The organism is Sphingomonas rubra, assembly GCF_900115745.1.
GTDB lineage: Bacteria > Pseudomonadota > Alphaproteobacteria > Sphingomonadales > Sphingomonadaceae > Sphingomonas > Sphingomonas rubra.
The window spans coordinates 12,396-27,345 of record NZ_FOXP01000005.1 but is presented as its reverse complement, the minus strand read 5'-3'; the positions used below and the strand labels follow the sequence as shown (position 1 = coordinate 27,345).

At 65.3% G+C, this 14,950-nt stretch carries 13 protein-coding genes and 2 pseudogenes; 8 read left to right on the top strand and 7 right to left on the bottom strand.

The features are described 5' to 3' along the window. Positions 1–86 precede the first annotated feature (86 nt). Positions 87–545, bottom strand: coding sequence for a DUF4126 domain-containing protein (locus BM145_RS07265; RefSeq protein ID WP_245739157.1), 459 nt, complete (start codon positions 543–545; stop codon positions 87–89). 107 nt (positions 546–652) lie between these two features. Here BM145_RS07265 and BM145_RS07260 point away from each other — a divergent pair, with 107 nt between their 5' ends. Then, complete coding sequence (locus tag BM145_RS07260; protein ID WP_093332907.1) at positions 653–1,876, top strand: threonine synthase; 1,224 nt, start codon at positions 653–655, stop codon at positions 1,874–1,876. Further along, positions 1,873–2,799 (top strand): oxygen-dependent tRNA uridine(34) hydroxylase TrhO, encoded by a 927-nt coding sequence (gene trhO, locus BM145_RS07255; protein WP_245739156.1) that lies wholly within the window; start codon positions 1,873–1,875, stop codon positions 2,797–2,799. Before BM145_RS07260 ends, trhO begins: the two co-directional genes overlap by 4 nt. A gap of 99 nt (positions 2,800–2,898) precedes the next feature. On the opposite strand, the gene BM145_RS07250 is transcribed toward trhO, so the two are convergent. Together BM145_RS07250 and BM145_RS07245 are read right to left on the bottom strand one after the other, a co-directional pair. After that, on the bottom strand, positions 2,899–3,396 hold the full coding sequence (locus tag BM145_RS07250) for a vgr related protein (protein ID WP_245739155.1): 498 nt from the start codon (positions 3,394–3,396) through the stop codon (positions 2,899–2,901). Positions 3,397–3,441: 45 nt separating this feature from the next. Then, complete coding sequence (locus BM145_RS07245; protein ID WP_177200120.1) at positions 3,442–3,897, bottom strand: copper chaperone PCu(A)C; 456 nt, start codon at positions 3,895–3,897, stop codon at positions 3,442–3,444. A gap of 163 nt (positions 3,898–4,060) precedes the next feature. On the opposite strand from BM145_RS07245, the gene dnaK reads away from it, so the two are divergent. From dnaK to BM145_RS07230, 3 genes and pseudogenes are all read left to right on the top strand, one after another. Next, entirely contained in the window at positions 4,061–5,962 is a 1,902-nt protein-coding gene (gene dnaK / locus BM145_RS07240; RefSeq protein WP_093332902.1) for a molecular chaperone DnaK, read from the top strand. A gap of 167 nt (positions 5,963–6,129) precedes the next feature. After that, positions 6,130–7,245: a molecular chaperone DnaJ gene (gene dnaJ, locus BM145_RS07235; protein WP_093332901.1), complete on the top strand. Its 1,116-nt coding sequence runs from the start codon at positions 6,130–6,132 to the stop codon at positions 7,243–7,245. After that, positions 7,245–8,075, top strand: a pseudogene (locus BM145_RS07230) (APH(3') family aminoglycoside O-phosphotransferase). Before dnaJ ends, BM145_RS07230 begins: the two are co-directional and overlap by 1 nt. Positions 8,076–8,079: 4 nt before the next feature. Here the strand turns inward: BM145_RS07230 and purB are convergent. Further along, entirely contained in the window at positions 8,080–9,396 is a 1,317-nt protein-coding gene (gene purB, locus BM145_RS07225) for an adenylosuccinate lyase (RefSeq protein ID WP_093332899.1), read from the bottom strand. Positions 9,397–9,593: 197 nt separating this feature from the next. On the opposite strand from purB, the gene BM145_RS07220 reads away from it, so the two are divergent. After that, positions 9,594–10,133: an EF-hand domain-containing protein gene (locus BM145_RS07220; RefSeq protein WP_093332898.1), complete on the top strand. Its 540-nt coding sequence runs from the start codon at positions 9,594–9,596 to the stop codon at positions 10,131–10,133. Positions 10,134–10,237: 104 nt separating this feature from the next. Here BM145_RS07220 and BM145_RS07215 read toward each other — a convergent pair. Next, positions 10,238–10,528, bottom strand: a pseudogene (locus BM145_RS07215) (JAB domain-containing protein); the annotation flags it as partial. Positions 10,529–10,568: 40 nt separating this feature from the next. Here BM145_RS07215 and BM145_RS07210 point away from each other — a divergent pair. Further along, positions 10,569–12,206: a recombinase family protein gene (locus tag BM145_RS07210; RefSeq protein WP_093332896.1), complete on the top strand. Its 1,638-nt coding sequence runs from the start codon at positions 10,569–10,571 to the stop codon at positions 12,204–12,206. A gap of 302 nt (positions 12,207–12,508) precedes the next feature. Here BM145_RS07210 and BM145_RS07205 read toward each other — a convergent pair whose 3' ends face one another. Next, positions 12,509–13,702: a DNA-methyltransferase gene (locus BM145_RS07205; protein WP_093332895.1), complete on the bottom strand. Its 1,194-nt coding sequence runs from the start codon at positions 13,700–13,702 to the stop codon at positions 12,509–12,511. 163 nt (positions 13,703–13,865) lie between these two features. On the opposite strand from BM145_RS07205, the gene BM145_RS07200 reads away from it, so the two are divergent. Continuing rightward, positions 13,866–14,315 (top strand): hypothetical protein, encoded by a 450-nt coding sequence (locus tag BM145_RS07200; protein WP_143090132.1) that lies wholly within the window; start codon positions 13,866–13,868, stop codon positions 14,313–14,315. Positions 14,316–14,349: 34 nt separating this feature from the next. On the opposite strand, the gene BM145_RS15665 is transcribed toward BM145_RS07200, so the two are convergent. Beyond that, entirely contained in the window at positions 14,350–14,949 is a 600-nt protein-coding gene (locus tag BM145_RS15665) for a hypothetical protein (protein WP_143090131.1), read from the bottom strand. Position 14,950 lies beyond the last annotated feature (1 nt).

Genomic DNA, 14,950 nt, shown 5'->3' with positions numbered 1-14,950 from the left:
AGCTTGTCCCGGGGTCTAGGGCCGAGCGGCGATACCGCTCCTGGCCCTGGATGCCGGGACGAGTCCGGCATGACGAAGCCGACGGCTTAGGCCGTCGCTGATTTGGCGTGGACGATGGCGTTTCCGGCGGCGGTGACGATCGCATCCTCGACGAAGCCGGTCGTGGTCTGGCCCCAGCGCGCCATCGCTTTCTTGCGTAACGCCAGTCCGACGTAGGACGAGGCGATCGCCGCGGCGATGCCGGCGGCGGCGCCGGCGATCTGTCGCTTGGGCGGGGCGAGGGCGGCGCCCGCGAAGCCGCTGCTGATCGTGCGCGCGAGCAGCCCCAGGAACACGGTGCGATCGGGCGCGGTCTTCATCTTGTCGCCGGCGATCTCGGCCGCCGCCATGGTCACACCGCCCGCGGCGATCAGCGGGTGCGCCATCAGCCGCGCCGGTGCATTGTCGTGCGGCAGCGCGCCGCGGCGGGCGGCGCCGGCCAAGGCCGCGAGCGGCGTCATCGCGCGCTGGCCGGCGACCAGTCCCATCAGGATCGAGCGGTACACGGGCGTTCTCCTGCCAATTGTTATCGCAGTAAAAACGGTCCGATGCCGCACTCGATCCGTCGACTTCGCGCGTGACGATGTCGGGCCGGCAGGCGTAGGGAGCGGGCATGAGCAGCAACCTGACCACCGACCGCCCGACCTTCGTCACGCATCTGCAATGCTCGATCACCGGCGAGCGGTACGAGGCCGACACGCTGCACGGCCTGTCGCGCGCGGGCCGGCCGTTGCTGGTCCGCTACGACCTGGACGCGGTGAAGGCGACCTTGTCGCGCGAGGTGCTGGCGGCGCGGCCGACCGATATGTGGCGGTGGCGCGAACTGTTGCCGGTGCGGGGCACGGAGAACATCGTGTCGCTCGGCGAGATCGAGACGCCGCTGATCCCCATTCCCAAGTCCGGCGGCGGCAACGTGCTGGTCAAGGATGAGGGGCGCTTGCCGACCGGCAGCTTCAAGGCGCGCGGGCTCGTCATGGCGGTGGCGATGGCCAAGGAGCTGGGCGTGACCCGCATCGCGATGCCGACCAACGGCAATGCGGGCGCGGCGCTGGCGGCCTATTGCAGCCGCGTCGGCATCGAGACGATCGTATTCTGCCCGGAGGACACGCCCGAGATCAACGTGCGCGAGATCGCGATGCAGGGCGCGCGCGTGTGGCGGGTGAACGGCCTGATCGACGATTGCGGCGCGATCGTCGGCAAGGGCGCGGCGGAGGGACGCTGGTTCGATTTCTCGACGCTGAAGGAGCCGTACCGGATCGAGGGCAAGAAGACGATGGGGCTGGAACTCGCCGCGCAGGGCGGGTGGCGGCTGCCCGACGCGATCTTCTACCCCACCGGCGGCGGCACCGGCCTGATCGGCATGTGGAAGGCTTTCGACGAGCTGGAGAAGCTCGGCTGGATCGGGCCGGAGCGGCCGCGTATGTACGCGGTGCAGGCGTCCGGCTGTGCGCCGATCGTCCGCGCGTTCGAGGCGGGCGAGGAACATGCGGAGCGGTGGGAAGACGCGCACACCGTGGCTGCCGGCATCCGCGTTCCCCGCGCGGTGGGCGACTTCCTGATCCTGCGCGCGGTGCGCGAGAGCGGCGGCAAGGCGCTCGGCGTCGGTGACCCGGCGATCCTCAAGGCGGTGGAGGAGTGCGCCAAGCAGGACGGGTTGCTGTTGTGTCCGGAAGGCGGCGCGACGCTCGCCGCGTATCGGGAGGCGCTGAAGACGGGCGAGGTCGACGAGGACGAGCGCGTGGTGCTGTTCAACTGCGCGACCGGGCTGAAATACCCGATGCCGGCGGCGCCGCAGACGCTCGATCGGCACGGCGCCATCGACTTCGACGCGCTTTGACGGGCAGGGCGGTGATCCGCGTCGCCGCGCTCTACCGTTTCGCGCGGCTGGACGATCCGGCCACGGTGCGCGACGCGCTGGAGGCCGACGCGCGGGCGGCCGGGATCAAGGGCACGCTGCTAGTCGCGGGCGAGGGGATCAACGGCACCATCGCCGGCAGCGAGGAGGGGATCGCGACGCTGCTCGCCGCGATCCGCCGCCTGCCGGGTTGTGCGGACGTCGAGCCCAAATATGCCGAGGCGGCGGCGATGCCGTTCCACCGGCTGAAAGTACGCCTGAAGCGTGAGATCGTGACCATGGGGGTCGACGGCATCGATCCGGTCGCCGACGCGGGCACCTATGTCGCGCCGGCCGAGTGGAACGCGCTGATCGACGATCCGGATACGGTCGTAATCGACACGCGCAACGGGTACGAGGTCGCGGTCGGCAGCTTCGCGGGCGCCGTCGATCCGGCCACCGACAGCTTTCGCGATTTCCCCGCCTGGGTCGACGCGCATGCCGGCGAGCTAGCGGGCAAGCGGCTGGCGATGTTCTGCACGGGCGGCATCCGCTGCGAGAAGGCGACCGCGCTGATGAAGGCGCGGGGCTTCGACGAGGTGTATCACCTCGACGGCGGTATCCTGCGCTACCTGGAGGAGGTGCCGGCGGCGGAGAGCCGCTGGCAGGGCGAGTGTTTCGTGTTCGACGAGCGGGTGGCGGTGGGCCACGGCCTCGCCCCCGGCAGCCATGCGCTGTGCCGCGCCTGCCGGATGCCGGTGAGCGCGGCGGACCGGGCTTCGTCGTTGTATGAGGAAGGCGTGAGCTGCCCGCGCTGCCACGACGCTCGCGACGAGGAGCAGCGGGCGGGCTATGCGGAGCGACACCGGCAGGTGCGGCTGGCGGAAGCGCGCGGTGGCAAGCATGTCGGTGACACTCCCGACTGACTGATCCGCCGTCATGCCGGGCTTGTCCCGGCATCCAGAGCCAAGCAGCGTTTCCGTTGGTGATCCTGGATGCCGGGACGAGCCCGGCATGACGGTAGGTTACCGGAACACCGCCAGCAGGCTCTCATATTGCGCGAGCGGCGGCGCGCCCGGCACCTCGTATCCCTCGCGCAGCAGGTAGGCATGGCGGACGATCTCCGCCTGCTGTTCCAGTCCGTAGCGCGGCAGGCGCCACCCCGGCTTCATCGCATAGGCGTAGCGGCAGAAGGGATGCCGGGCGAGCGGCAGGTACACGCCCCGCTGCCACTGCCAGACGTGGCAGAGCTCGTGCAGGAACAGGCCGCGCAGGCCCAACCCCTCCGTCGAGAAATCCTCGCGCCAGTCGCCCTGGGGATGGAAGTGGACGTGCCCCGTCGGCGCCATCGCGACGTGGCGCGGCTGGAAGAAGGCCCATTTGCGGCGCCTGATCTCCACCGCGCCGTAATCGATGCTGTCGCGGTAGATCGTCCGCGCCATCGCCACTTCGCCCGGCGTCATCCGCCGCGCCCGGCCCGGTTCCGTCGTTCCCTGTATCGTCATGCCCTGCGTCGTCGTCATGGCGGGCCCAACGCGCGGGTAGGTCGGTGGTCCCTCGCTTCGTCGCTATTCCGGGGCGGGATCGCCGGGGCCGATCGCCCAGGCCCTGCGCTCGATCCGCGACCCGTCGGCGAAGGTGAACGACAGGACCGTCGATCCGCCGGGCTTGAGCGAGGGATTGACGCCGAACAGCATCAGGTGGCGGGCGCCCGGCGCGAAGGCGATCGTTCCGCCGGCGGGCAGCGGCACGGCATCGATCGACCGCATCGTCGTGACGCCGCCCGCCGCCATGCTCTCGTGCATCTCGGTACGCTGGGCCAGATCGGCGTTGACGGCGACCAGCCGCGTCGGCGCCGCGCCGCCGTGAAGGGTGAAATAGCCGACCGCCGGACGACCGGGCACGGCGGGCAGGCGCACCCAGGCATCCTCCGCCTCGATCCGGTCGGGGCTGAGGCAGCCGGCGAGCATCAGCGCGCCCGCGATTCCCCCGATCCTGCCGACCATCGTCCAACCCGCCCGCATCCGCCGCTCCATTCGTCCCGTTTCGCGGCATGGCGATAGGTTCCGCGGCTTCTTGCGGCAAGCGAGGTGCAACCTATATCGCCCCCAGCAACGGGTGAGTGCGCCGCCGTAACGGGGCGCCGACACTCATCTTTTTTGTTTAGTGAGGGGCACACAGGTACTCATGGCAAAAGTTATCGGCATCGATCTCGGCACCACCAACAGCTGCGTCTCGGTGATGGAGGGCGGCAAGCCCAAGGTCATCGAGAACGCCGAGGGCGCGCGCACGACGCCGTCGATCGTCGCCTTCGCCAAGGACGGCGAGCGGCTGGTCGGCCAGCCGGCCAAGCGCCAGGCGGTGACCAACGGCGACAACACCATTTTCGCGGTAAAGCGCCTGATCGGCCGCCGCTTCGACGACCCGATCACCCGCAAGGACACCGAACTGGTTCCCTACACGATCGTGAAGGGCGGCAACGGCGACGCGTGGGTGCAGGCGGGCGGCAAGGATTACAGCCCCTCGCAGATCAGCGCCTTCACGCTCCAGAAGATGAAGGAGACCGCCGAGTCGTATCTCGGCGAGACGGTGACGCAGGCGGTCATCACCGTGCCGGCCTATTTCAACGACGCGCAGCGCCAGGCGACCAAGGACGCCGGCCAGATCGCAGGGTTGGAGGTGCTGCGCATCATCAACGAGCCGACGGCGGCGGCGCTCGCTTATGGCCTGGAGAAGCAGGACGGCAAGACCATCGCGGTCTACGATCTGGGCGGCGGCACCTTCGACGTGTCGATCCTGGAGATCGGCGACGGCGTGTTCGAGGTGAAGGCGACCAACGGCGACACCTTCCTGGGCGGCGAGGATTTCGACAACAAGCTGGTCGATTACCTGGCCGAGGGCTTCAAGAAGGACGAGGGGATCGACCTCACCAAGGATAAGCTGGCGCTCCAGCGGTTGAAGGAAGCCGCCGAGAAGGCGAAGATCGAGCTGTCCTCGGCCGCATCGACCGAGGTCAACCTGCCGTTCATCACCGCCGACCAGAACGGGCCCAAGCATCTGGTCAAGGCGATCAGCCGCGCCGACCTGGAGCGGCTGGTCGAGCCGCTGATCCAGCGCACGATCGAGCCGATGAAGAAGGCGCTGGCCGACGCCGGCCTGAAGACCGGCGACATCAGCGAGGTGGTCCTGGTCGGCGGCATGACGCGCATGCCCAAGGTGCGCGACGCGGTGAAGTCGTTCTTCGGCAAGGACCCGCACACCGGCGTCAACCCGGACGAGGTCGTGGCGATGGGCGCCGCGATCCAGGCGGGCGTGCTGCAGGGCGACGTCAAGGACGTGCTGCTGCTCGACGTGACGCCGCTGTCGCTCGGCATCGAGACGCTGGGCGGCGTGTTCACCCGGATGATCGACCGCAACACGACGATCCCGACCAAGAAGTCGCAGACCTACTCGACCGCCGACGACAACCAGGGCGCCGTTACTATCCGCGTGTTCCAGGGCGAGCGCGAGATGGCGGCGGACAACAAGATGCTGGGCCAGTTCGACCTGGTCGGCATTCCGCCGGCGCCGCGCGGCGTGCCGCAGATCGAGGTGACGTTCGACATCGACGCCAACGGTATCGTTAACGTCTCGGCCAAGGACAAGGGCACCGGCAAGGAGCAGCAGATCCGCATCCAGGCGTCGGGTGGCCTGTCGGACGCCGACATCGACCAGATGGTGCGCGATGCCGAGCAGTTCGCCGAGGAGGACAAGAAGCGCCGTGCCGGCGCCGAGGCGAAGAACAACGCCGAGTCGCTGATCCACACGACCGAGCGCCAGCTGGCGGACAATGGCGACAAGGTCGACGAGTCGCTCAAGTCCGAGATCCAGGCGGCGATCGACGAGGCCAAGAAGGCGGTCGAGGGTGGTGAGCCCGACGCGATGAACGACAAGGCGCAGGCCCTGGCGCAGGTCGCGATGAAGCTCGGCCAGGCGATCTACGAGAAGCAGCAGCAGGCGGACGCGTCGCCGGAGGCTGGTTCGTCGGAAGCGCCCAAGGAGGACGTGGTCGACGCCGAGTTCTCCGAAGTCGACGACCACAAGGCGTAAGAACGAGCAACGTAACTTCCATCCGTCACCCCGGGCTCGTCCCGGGGTCCAGGGCCAAGGGCGCCGACGCTCGCGGCCCTGGATGCCGGGACGAGGGCATCCATCAAAGTAATATTTTGATGGGACCCGAAGAGCCCGGCATGACGGTGATGGACTGAGGGCCGATCATGAGTACCCAGGTCGACTATTACGAACTGCTCGAATGCGAGCGGACCGCGGACGCCGGCACGATCAAGACGTCGTACCGCAAGCTCGCGATGAAATACCATCCGGACAAGAACGCCGGGTGCAAGGATTCGGAGTCCAAGTTCAAGGCGGTATCCGAGGCGTACGACGTGCTGAAGGACCCGCAGAAGCGCGCGGCCTACGACCGGTTCGGCCACGCCGCGTTCCAGAACGGCGGGGGTGGCGGCGGCGCGCAGGATTTCGGCGGCTTCTCCGACATCTTCGAGAGCGTGTTCGGCGAGTTCATGGGCGGCGGGCGCGGTGGTCGCCCGCAGCCACGCCGCGGCGCCGACCTGCGCTACGACATGGAAGTCAGCCTGGAAGAGGCGTTCCACGGCAAGCAGACCGAGATCACCATCGACGTGTCGGCCGAGTGCGACACGTGCCACGGATCGGGTGCCAAGCCCGGCACGCAGGCCTCTACCTGCCGTCAGTGCAACGGCCATGGCAAGGTGCGCGCGCAGCAGGGCTTCTTCGTGGTCGAGCGCGCCTGCCCCGTATGCAACGGCGCAGGACAAGTCATCACCGACCCGTGCCTGGACTGCCGCGGCGAGGGGCGCGTCGAGAAGACCAGGACGCTGTCGGTCACCGTGCCGCCTGGGGTCGACGAGGGCACGCGCATCCGCCTGTCCGGCGAGGGCGAGGCCGGTCCGCGCGGCAGCCCGGCGGGCGACCTCTACATCTTCCTCCACGTACGGCGCCACGGGTTGTTCGAGCGGGAGGGCACGACGCTGTTCGCGCGCGCGCCGATCAGCTTCACCACGGCGGCGCTCGGCGGATCGCTGTCGATCCCGGGGCTCGACGGCACGACGCACGAGGTCCGCATTCCGGCGGGCATCCAGTCGGGCAAGCAGCTGCGCCAGCGCGGCGCCGGCATGCCGGTGCTGCAGGGGCGGGGGCAAGGTGACCTGGTGATCCAGATCGAGGTGGAGACGCCGACCAAGCTGTCGACCCGTCAGCGCGAGTTGCTGGAACTATTCCGGGAGACGGAGACGGGCGACGAATGCCCGGCGAGCCAGGGCTTCTTCGCCAAGCTGAAGGCAGCCGTCGTCGGCTGATGAGCAGCGACGGCGGGCTTGAGGATCGCGAGGCGGCCGCCGTTCCCATGGCGGTGCCCGCCTCTCTCAGGCCGCTGATCGCGGGACGGCGATGGCGGCGCGATACCGTCGGTGAGGCGGGCGCCTTGGTTCATCGGCTTCATGCGGCGGACCTGCCGGACCTTTATCTCAAACATGGCACGGGTGACGTGGCGGACGCGATCGTCGACGAGATGGTGCGGATGCGCTAACTCCGACCATATCGCACCGTTCCCGAGCTGGTGGCGTTCGTGATCGACGCGGACGGTGCGTGGCTGCTGATGTCCGCGCTGGCCGGGCAGACCGCCTATCAATGCCTCGCGGACGCGACCAGCGCGGTTGCACGCGGAGAGGTCGTCGACGCCCTCGCGCGCGATCTGTCGGCGCTCCACGCCCTGCCCGCCGCCGAATGCCCCCTCGACAGCGGTGCTGCCGTGCGTCTGGTGCAGGCCCGTGCGCGGATCGATGCCGGTCTCGTCGACGAGGACGATTTCGGAGAGGCTCGCGCCGGCTGGGATGCGGAGCAGGTCTGGGACGAGCTCACGCGCCTGCGTCCGCGCGACGACGATCGGGTCGTCACCCATGGCGACTATTCGCTGGACAACATCCTGATGGCGAATGGCCGGGTCGTCGGCCTGATCGATCTCGGTCGCGTCGGTATGGCCGATCGGTACCAGGACCTGGCGATCCTCGCCGATTGCCTCGACGAGTTCGACGACGACCTGCGCGATCGTCTGTTCGCGACCTACGGCATCGCCGAGCCGGATACCGACCGGCTCGACTTCCACTTGTGCCTGGATGAGATGTTCTGACCGTTCAAGCGGTCCCGAACACCCGCGCGAAGATCGTGTCGACGTGCTTGTAGTGATAATCGAGGTCGAACCGCGCCGCTATCTCGTCCGCCGATAGGGCGGCGGTGACCTCGGGATCGGCCTGGAGCAGGTCGAGCAGCGACAGCGCGCCGTCCGATTCCCACACCTTCATGGCGTTGCGCTGCACCAGCCGGTACGCGTCCTCGCGGCTCACCCCCGCCTGCGTCAGCGCGAGCAGCACACGCTGCGAGTGGACGAGGCCGCCCATCTTGTGGAGGTTCTTCGCCATCCGCTCGGGATAGACGACCAGCTTGTCCATCACGCCGGTCAGCCGCGCCAGCGCGAAGTCGAGCGTGATCGTCGCGTCCGGGCCGATATAGCGCTCGACCGAGGAGTGACTGATGTCGCGCTCGTGCCACAGCGCGACATTCTCCAGCGCGGGGGTGACGTAGCCGCGGACCATGCGGGCGAGGCCGGTCAGGTTCTCGGTCAGCACCGGATTGCGCTTGTGCGGCATCGCCGACGAGCCCTTCTGGCCGGGCGAGAAATATTCCTCCGCCTCCAGCACCTCGGTGCGTTGCAGATGGCGGACCTCGGTGGCGAGCCGCTCGACCGATCCGGCGATGACGCCGAGGGTCGCGAAGAACATCGCGTGCCGGTCGCGCGGGATGACTTGGGTGGAGACGGGCTCGACGGCGAAGCCCATTTTGCCGGCGACATATTCCTCCACGAAGGGATCGATGTTGGCGAAGGTGCCGACGGCGCCGGAGATCGCGCAGGTGGCGACTTCGGCGCGGGCGTGGCGCAGGCGGGTGCGGCAGCGGTCGAATTCGGCATAGGCCTGTGCCAGCTTCAGGCCGAAGGTGACGGGTTCGGCGTGGATACCGTGGCTGCGGCCGATGGTCGGGGTGAGCTTGTGCTCGCGCGCGCGCCGCTCCAGCACCTCCAGCAGCCGGTCGAGATCGGCGAGCAGGATGTCCGACGCACGGGCGAGCTGCACGGCCAGGCAGGTGTCGAGCACGTCGGACGAGGTCATGCCCTGGTGGAGGAAGCGCGCTTCCGGCCCGGTCCGCTCGGACACGTGCGTCAGGAAGGCGATCACGTCGTGCTTGGTCTCCGCCTCGATCGCGTCGATGCGTGCGACGTCGAACGGGCCGGCGGCGGCGTCCGCCTCCCAGATGCGCGCCGCGGCCTCCTTCGGCACCACGCCCAGTTCGGCAAGGGCGTCGGTGGCGTGCGCCTCGATCTCGAACCAGATGCGGAACCGCGCCTCGGGCGTCCACAGGGCGGCCATTTCGGGACGGGAATAGCGCGGAATCATGGGTGTCGCCTGTCCTGTTCGGGCCACGGCTCGTCGTGCCGGCCTCTCGGACCTGCCCGTTAGCAGCCCTGTGCCGCCCCTTCAAATCCGGTGCGCGGGAACCCACCTCCAATGCAGACGGTTCACTTCATAACAACGCGGCATCGACCGTCAGCAAACGACTGGTCGATGCGAATAGAGCAAGAAGGAGACGATAGATGATGAAGAACATGCTCCTCGCTGGCACGATGATGATCGCCGCACCCGCGCTCGCGCAGACTGCGCCTGCGACCGGCCAGGCTGGAACGACGTCCACCGGTACTGCCACGACGACCGCGCCAACTGCTGCACCGGGTGCGCAGACCGGTCCGGCGACGACGCAGGCTGCGCCCGGCACGACCGCGCCGCAGTCCGCAACCGCGCAGCCGGCGCCCGCCACGCCGGACGCGACGGCCCCCGCCCAGTCGGCGGATGCAACGGGATCGACCGCGCCCGCGCCGACCCAGGTCGCGCAGGTCGTTGACCAGCAGTTCGCGACTTATGACAAGGACGCCAACGGGGCGCTCAGCAAGACCGAGTTCTCGGCCTGGATGACCGCGCTGAAATCACAGGCGCCGACCGCCGCCAGCGAGACGCCGGCACAGGCGACCGCGTGGAACGACGCTGCCTTCAAGCAGGCGGACGGCGACAAGTCGGCCAGCGTGTCCAAGACCGAGCTGACCGGCTTCCTCGTCAAGGGCGCCTCGCAGCCGTCCTGACTCGATCACTTAGGTGATACGACGGCCGCCGGGCATCCGCCCGGCGGCCGTTCTCGTGTTCGGAGGATAGTGTCGTAACGACGGCGCTGGAGGGCTGACGATACCTAGATCAGCCCTTGTGCGCGCAGCGACACGTGGCCGCTGGTGCCGACGATCAGATGGTCGTGCACGGCGATGCCCAGTCGCTTGCCCGCCTCCGCGATGGCGCGGGTGATGTCGATGTCGGCGCGGCTGGGGGAAGGGTCGCCGGAAGGGTGGTTGTGGACCAGGATGATCGCCGCCGAGCCCAGGTCCAGCGCGCGGCGGATCACCTCGCGCACGTGCACCGCCGCCTGGTCGAGCGTGCCGCGGCTCATCACCTCGTCCAGGATCAGCATGTTGCGCGTGTTGAGGTGAGATAGTGTTGTAAAGCGGCGTGGTGAGGTAAGAGGCACCATGCAGGCAATTCGTTATCATCGATTTTCCTCCAAGCGGCAGGATCGCGGATCGACCCTTGCTCGACAGGACAAGGCTACGCGCGAACTGTGCGAGGCGAAGGGTTGGACCGTTGTCGAAACGTTGGAGGACTGCGGGCAGAGTGCGTGGAAAGGTGACCATCTTTCGGTCGGCAAGCTGGGTGAGTTGCGGAAGCGGATCGACGCGGGGCTGATCCCGGCAGGGACGGTCATTGTCGTTGAAAACCTCGACCGCCTGTCACGACAGGATTACCGCACCGCGCGGCGGTGGATCGAGGATGTCACCGACCGAGAGATAACGGTAGCGGTATGTTCCCCTGCCTTGTTGCTCGACCGGGAAGCCATGTCGGGTTCCAACATCGGCTCGATGATCCAACACCTTTTGGAAGCCAATCGCGCGACCGCCGAAAGCCAGCGTAAGAGCACCTTCCAGCGTAGCAATCTCGAACGCATGACTGGCATGATCCGCAGCGGTATCTGTCCTACGCCTCGCGTTCCGGCTTGGCTGAAAGGCGTGGTGGGCGAACCGCTGACTATTATCGATGAACGCGCAGCCGTAGTGCAACTCATCTACGAATGGTCAGCCAGCGGCATGGGTCTGCAAGCGATCTGCCAGCGGCTGAACGCCTCACATGAACCTTGGTCCGCACCGGGTTGGAAGACGGGCGCTTCGCAGTGGCGGATCGGCTACGTCCGCGACATCCTCCGAGCACCAGCCGTCGAAGGCAAGTATGTCGTCAACGGACCCGGACGCCAGCCTACGGGCGAAGTTATTACCGGCTATTATCCCCGGATTGTGGATGCCGATTTGGTAGATCGCGCTCGGGCAGCAATCGACAAGCGTGCCGGGACTGGCGGACAGAACGCCAGCGAAGCACAGAATTACTTCGTCGGTTTAGTCACCTGTAAACATTGCAGTGGCGCTGTTGGACGGGTCAAAGGTGGCAAGGGTTACGCCTACCTAGAGTGCCGGAACGCTCGCTATGGAACCTGCTCTAATCGCGGTGGGATGAATTACGCGATCTTGTCCAAGGCCGTGGTGGATCACCTCCTACATCTCGCACTGAACGACACGCACTTTGCTGCCGTTGACGACATAGCGCCGCTGATGGCGCGAGTGTCACAAGCAAGGTCGAAGATTGCCACGCTGGAAACCGAACAGACCAACCTTCTGCAAGCTATCCGCCGGTTATCGGCGTCTGACGCTCTTATCGGCGAACTTGAACGGATCGAGGGAGAACTTGTCGCCGCGAAGGCCGCTCTGACGCAGAGCGAAGATGCCGTAGCGATCGCGCGCGGGACCGTCTCGCCAGCCGAACATCTGTCACGCGTCAGGAATGTATCAGCCAGTCTGGAAACCAGCGCAGAGGCGCGGCGAATGGTGCGTGACGCGCTTCCTGCGATCATCGACGGGATGGTGTGGGATGGTCGATCCCTACGGGTGTCGTCGCCGCATTTCATGATGACCATCGGTAAAGACGGGTCGATCAGCGGCCTTGACCTGTTCCACCCGCGCAATCGGGAGGGATCGCCAGACTACGCTAGGAGGCGGGATGCGGCCATCGAGGCAGGGACTTTCCTGCCTTACAACGACAAGGGGGCACGGTCAGCCGGGTGAGGGGTCGACTGACCGTGCATGGTGGCGTTATGAGAGCTTGAAGCCGTCGAAGCGAACCTTAAACAGCAAAGCATCGGTTTCGTGTTCGAAGCGAAACGCGGTGTAGTCCCTGCTATCGCCTTTCAGCTTTACAACGGTGTTAGTGTATCGTCACCCTCCGACTACGTTGCCACGAATCCAGTTCGTCACGATCCGGGCAGGCGCTTTCTTGTTGAACACCTCCCAGATGATTTGCGCTTCCAAATCAGACTCGGGATCGGGGTAGACCCACCACCAATGGCGGTTTTTGACCATGCGCACCGTCAGCCCTGTTCGATCAGCGCCCGGTCGATGCGCTCCTTCGCCAAGTCGAAGATGGATCGTCCGTCCTGATACACCCCATTTTCTGCGCCCATGAAGGCACGCTGACAGTTGATCGCCGCGATAGCTGCCGAGCCGGAACCCATCGTCGGGTCCACGACCAACTCGCCCGGATTGGAGTAGGTCTTGATGAGGTATTCCAGCAGCGCGACCGGCTTTTGGAAAGGATGGACATTGTTCTTGTCCTTACAGAATTGTAGGACCGTGCGCGGATAATTGGGGGTCTGACCGGTATTCTGGGGATTGAAGGTCATCTGACGCGTCGAATTGCGAGAGACGGTCCCCTTTGAGAAGATCAGAATGTCTTCGTGCGCCTGCATGTGTCGCAGCAACTGTTGCCCGGTCGCCCGTGGCTTATGCCAGACCAGACGGTCCTTCAAAAAGTCGATACCGGCATCGGTCAGGCAGTGGCTGAATGATCCGCTTGCAAATGCCACGATTGCGCCACGGTCGGTAACGACCCGCAACATCTCCGCCATCCAGTCCTGCACGTCGATAACTGGATCAAGGGGAAGTCCGGTCAGGCCGTAGGGGAGGTCGGTCAGCATTAGATCGACGCTTCCGGCATCGAGGGTGCGTAGCATCGCCAGACCGTCGCTGTGGACGAGAACCGGGCGAGCGGGATCATTGATCGCCCTGCGAACGAGGCTCACCTTGTTGTCGTTCGATGCTTTCCGAGTGGCGCGCGGCTTGATGCTGCGCTTCGCCAAAGCCGTCTTCTTCACCCGGTCAGGAGCCTTCAGGCGGTAGGAGAAGTCGTCACCCTCCACACCCGATGCAGGATCGTCTGCAAGGCGCTGGTAGCGAGCATAGACGCTCCCCTTGCTAACACCGGAATGAAGCAGCTTGGCGTGAAGCTGACGAGCGGTCTGGAAACGATGGGTCAGAGCGCCGATGAACAGGGCATTGGGGTAGCGCCCCTTCTTGCCGACCCTGACCGGCCTTGTCGCAGGCTTCGGGTCATTAGCCGCTACGGAACGCCAATAGGTGTAGTCCTGCGCCTGTTGCGCAAGTCGTTCCTCCGCTTCATCGGCCCGCGCGTTAGCTTCTGCAATTATCGCTGCCATGCTGGTCCCCATGCTGTTCAATAGGGCTGCGATGTTGCCAATCTGGTCTTCTTGATTACGCTTGGTCATGCCACATTCTTTCGATCAGGTTCCCATAGGATTCCTTGGTTGTTTGCGTCAGGTCGCCGATTGCTTGCTGACGACTTGGCAACTACCGCAGTTTGACCAACTTGCCGAGCGAGTGACATCAAGCGTAGTGGAACCATGTATCAAGCGTAGTGGGGGCGAAGAGGTGAACGACGAACGCTATCGAGGCACCGTGCGGTCAGCCATCACCAAGAAAGAAGAGGCTTTCGACTACGTGGACTCGATGGCGAAGCACTTCGTAGCCGCGCGCGCTGCTGGCTTTGGGTCGAACAAGACCGCCTATTGCGTCTATTTCGAAAGCAAAGGGCTGCTGACCGAAAAGGACAAGAAGGTCTGGCACATCACAATGGTGACCAACCTGATGGAGGCTGACGAAAAGCTGATCGGCAAACGCAAGAAAGAAATTGATGTCTTCGACTACAAAATGCGCAGGTTCATGAGGGCTAGTGACGAAACGCGCGTCCTTACAGACCAAGACTGGATCGACCTACGCGCCGAATATCTGACCGCGATTGACAGCCTGATAGACCGTTCGAAGCAGGTTTGTGCAGTCATAAGGGGCGAGGCTGACTCGGAAACTGCGCTGACCGGCTGATGGCTGGCGCGGTCATGAGAACTGTGTTAGCGTTTTAGCGCATGTAGTCGTCGTAGCTGATAGCGGTCGTCGTGATGGTTCCTACATCATCGGTTTCAGCAATGACTGCTGCTACAGCCGGGCAGTTGAAGTAAGGCGCTTTTGTCTCGACCTTGTTTTCGCGTAGCATATTGGCGACCTGATCTGCCGTTAATGCTTGCCCACTGACCGAATGATCGAGCGTGAAGAGGTTCTCTTTTATCGTGCCCTGCTCGGCCGAAACTTGTTCCGTGATGATGTTGCGGTCGGTCATTTTACAGCCGTAACCCGATGATTGGTAAACCGAAGTATCGTAGCGATAGACTGGCAATGCTGGCAGTTTGAACCGGAAGATGTCTTTCAAGGTTGGCACCGCGCTCGGTCCTGATGCATTTAGACAGTCGTAGCCATCGGCGCGTTTCCAACACCGTCTGGCATAGCTGCCCTGTTCGTTATGCTCCACGAAGAACACGCTGTTCTCTGGACCGTCTTTCCAGACGATCTTGGGACCGGGGTCTTCCCCTGTCGTCGCATTGTTTGAAGCCGTCCCTTCGTCTGTCTGCGCTTGGGTGCAGCCCATTAAAGCAATCAGGACAATTGTGGCAGCACGCTTCATT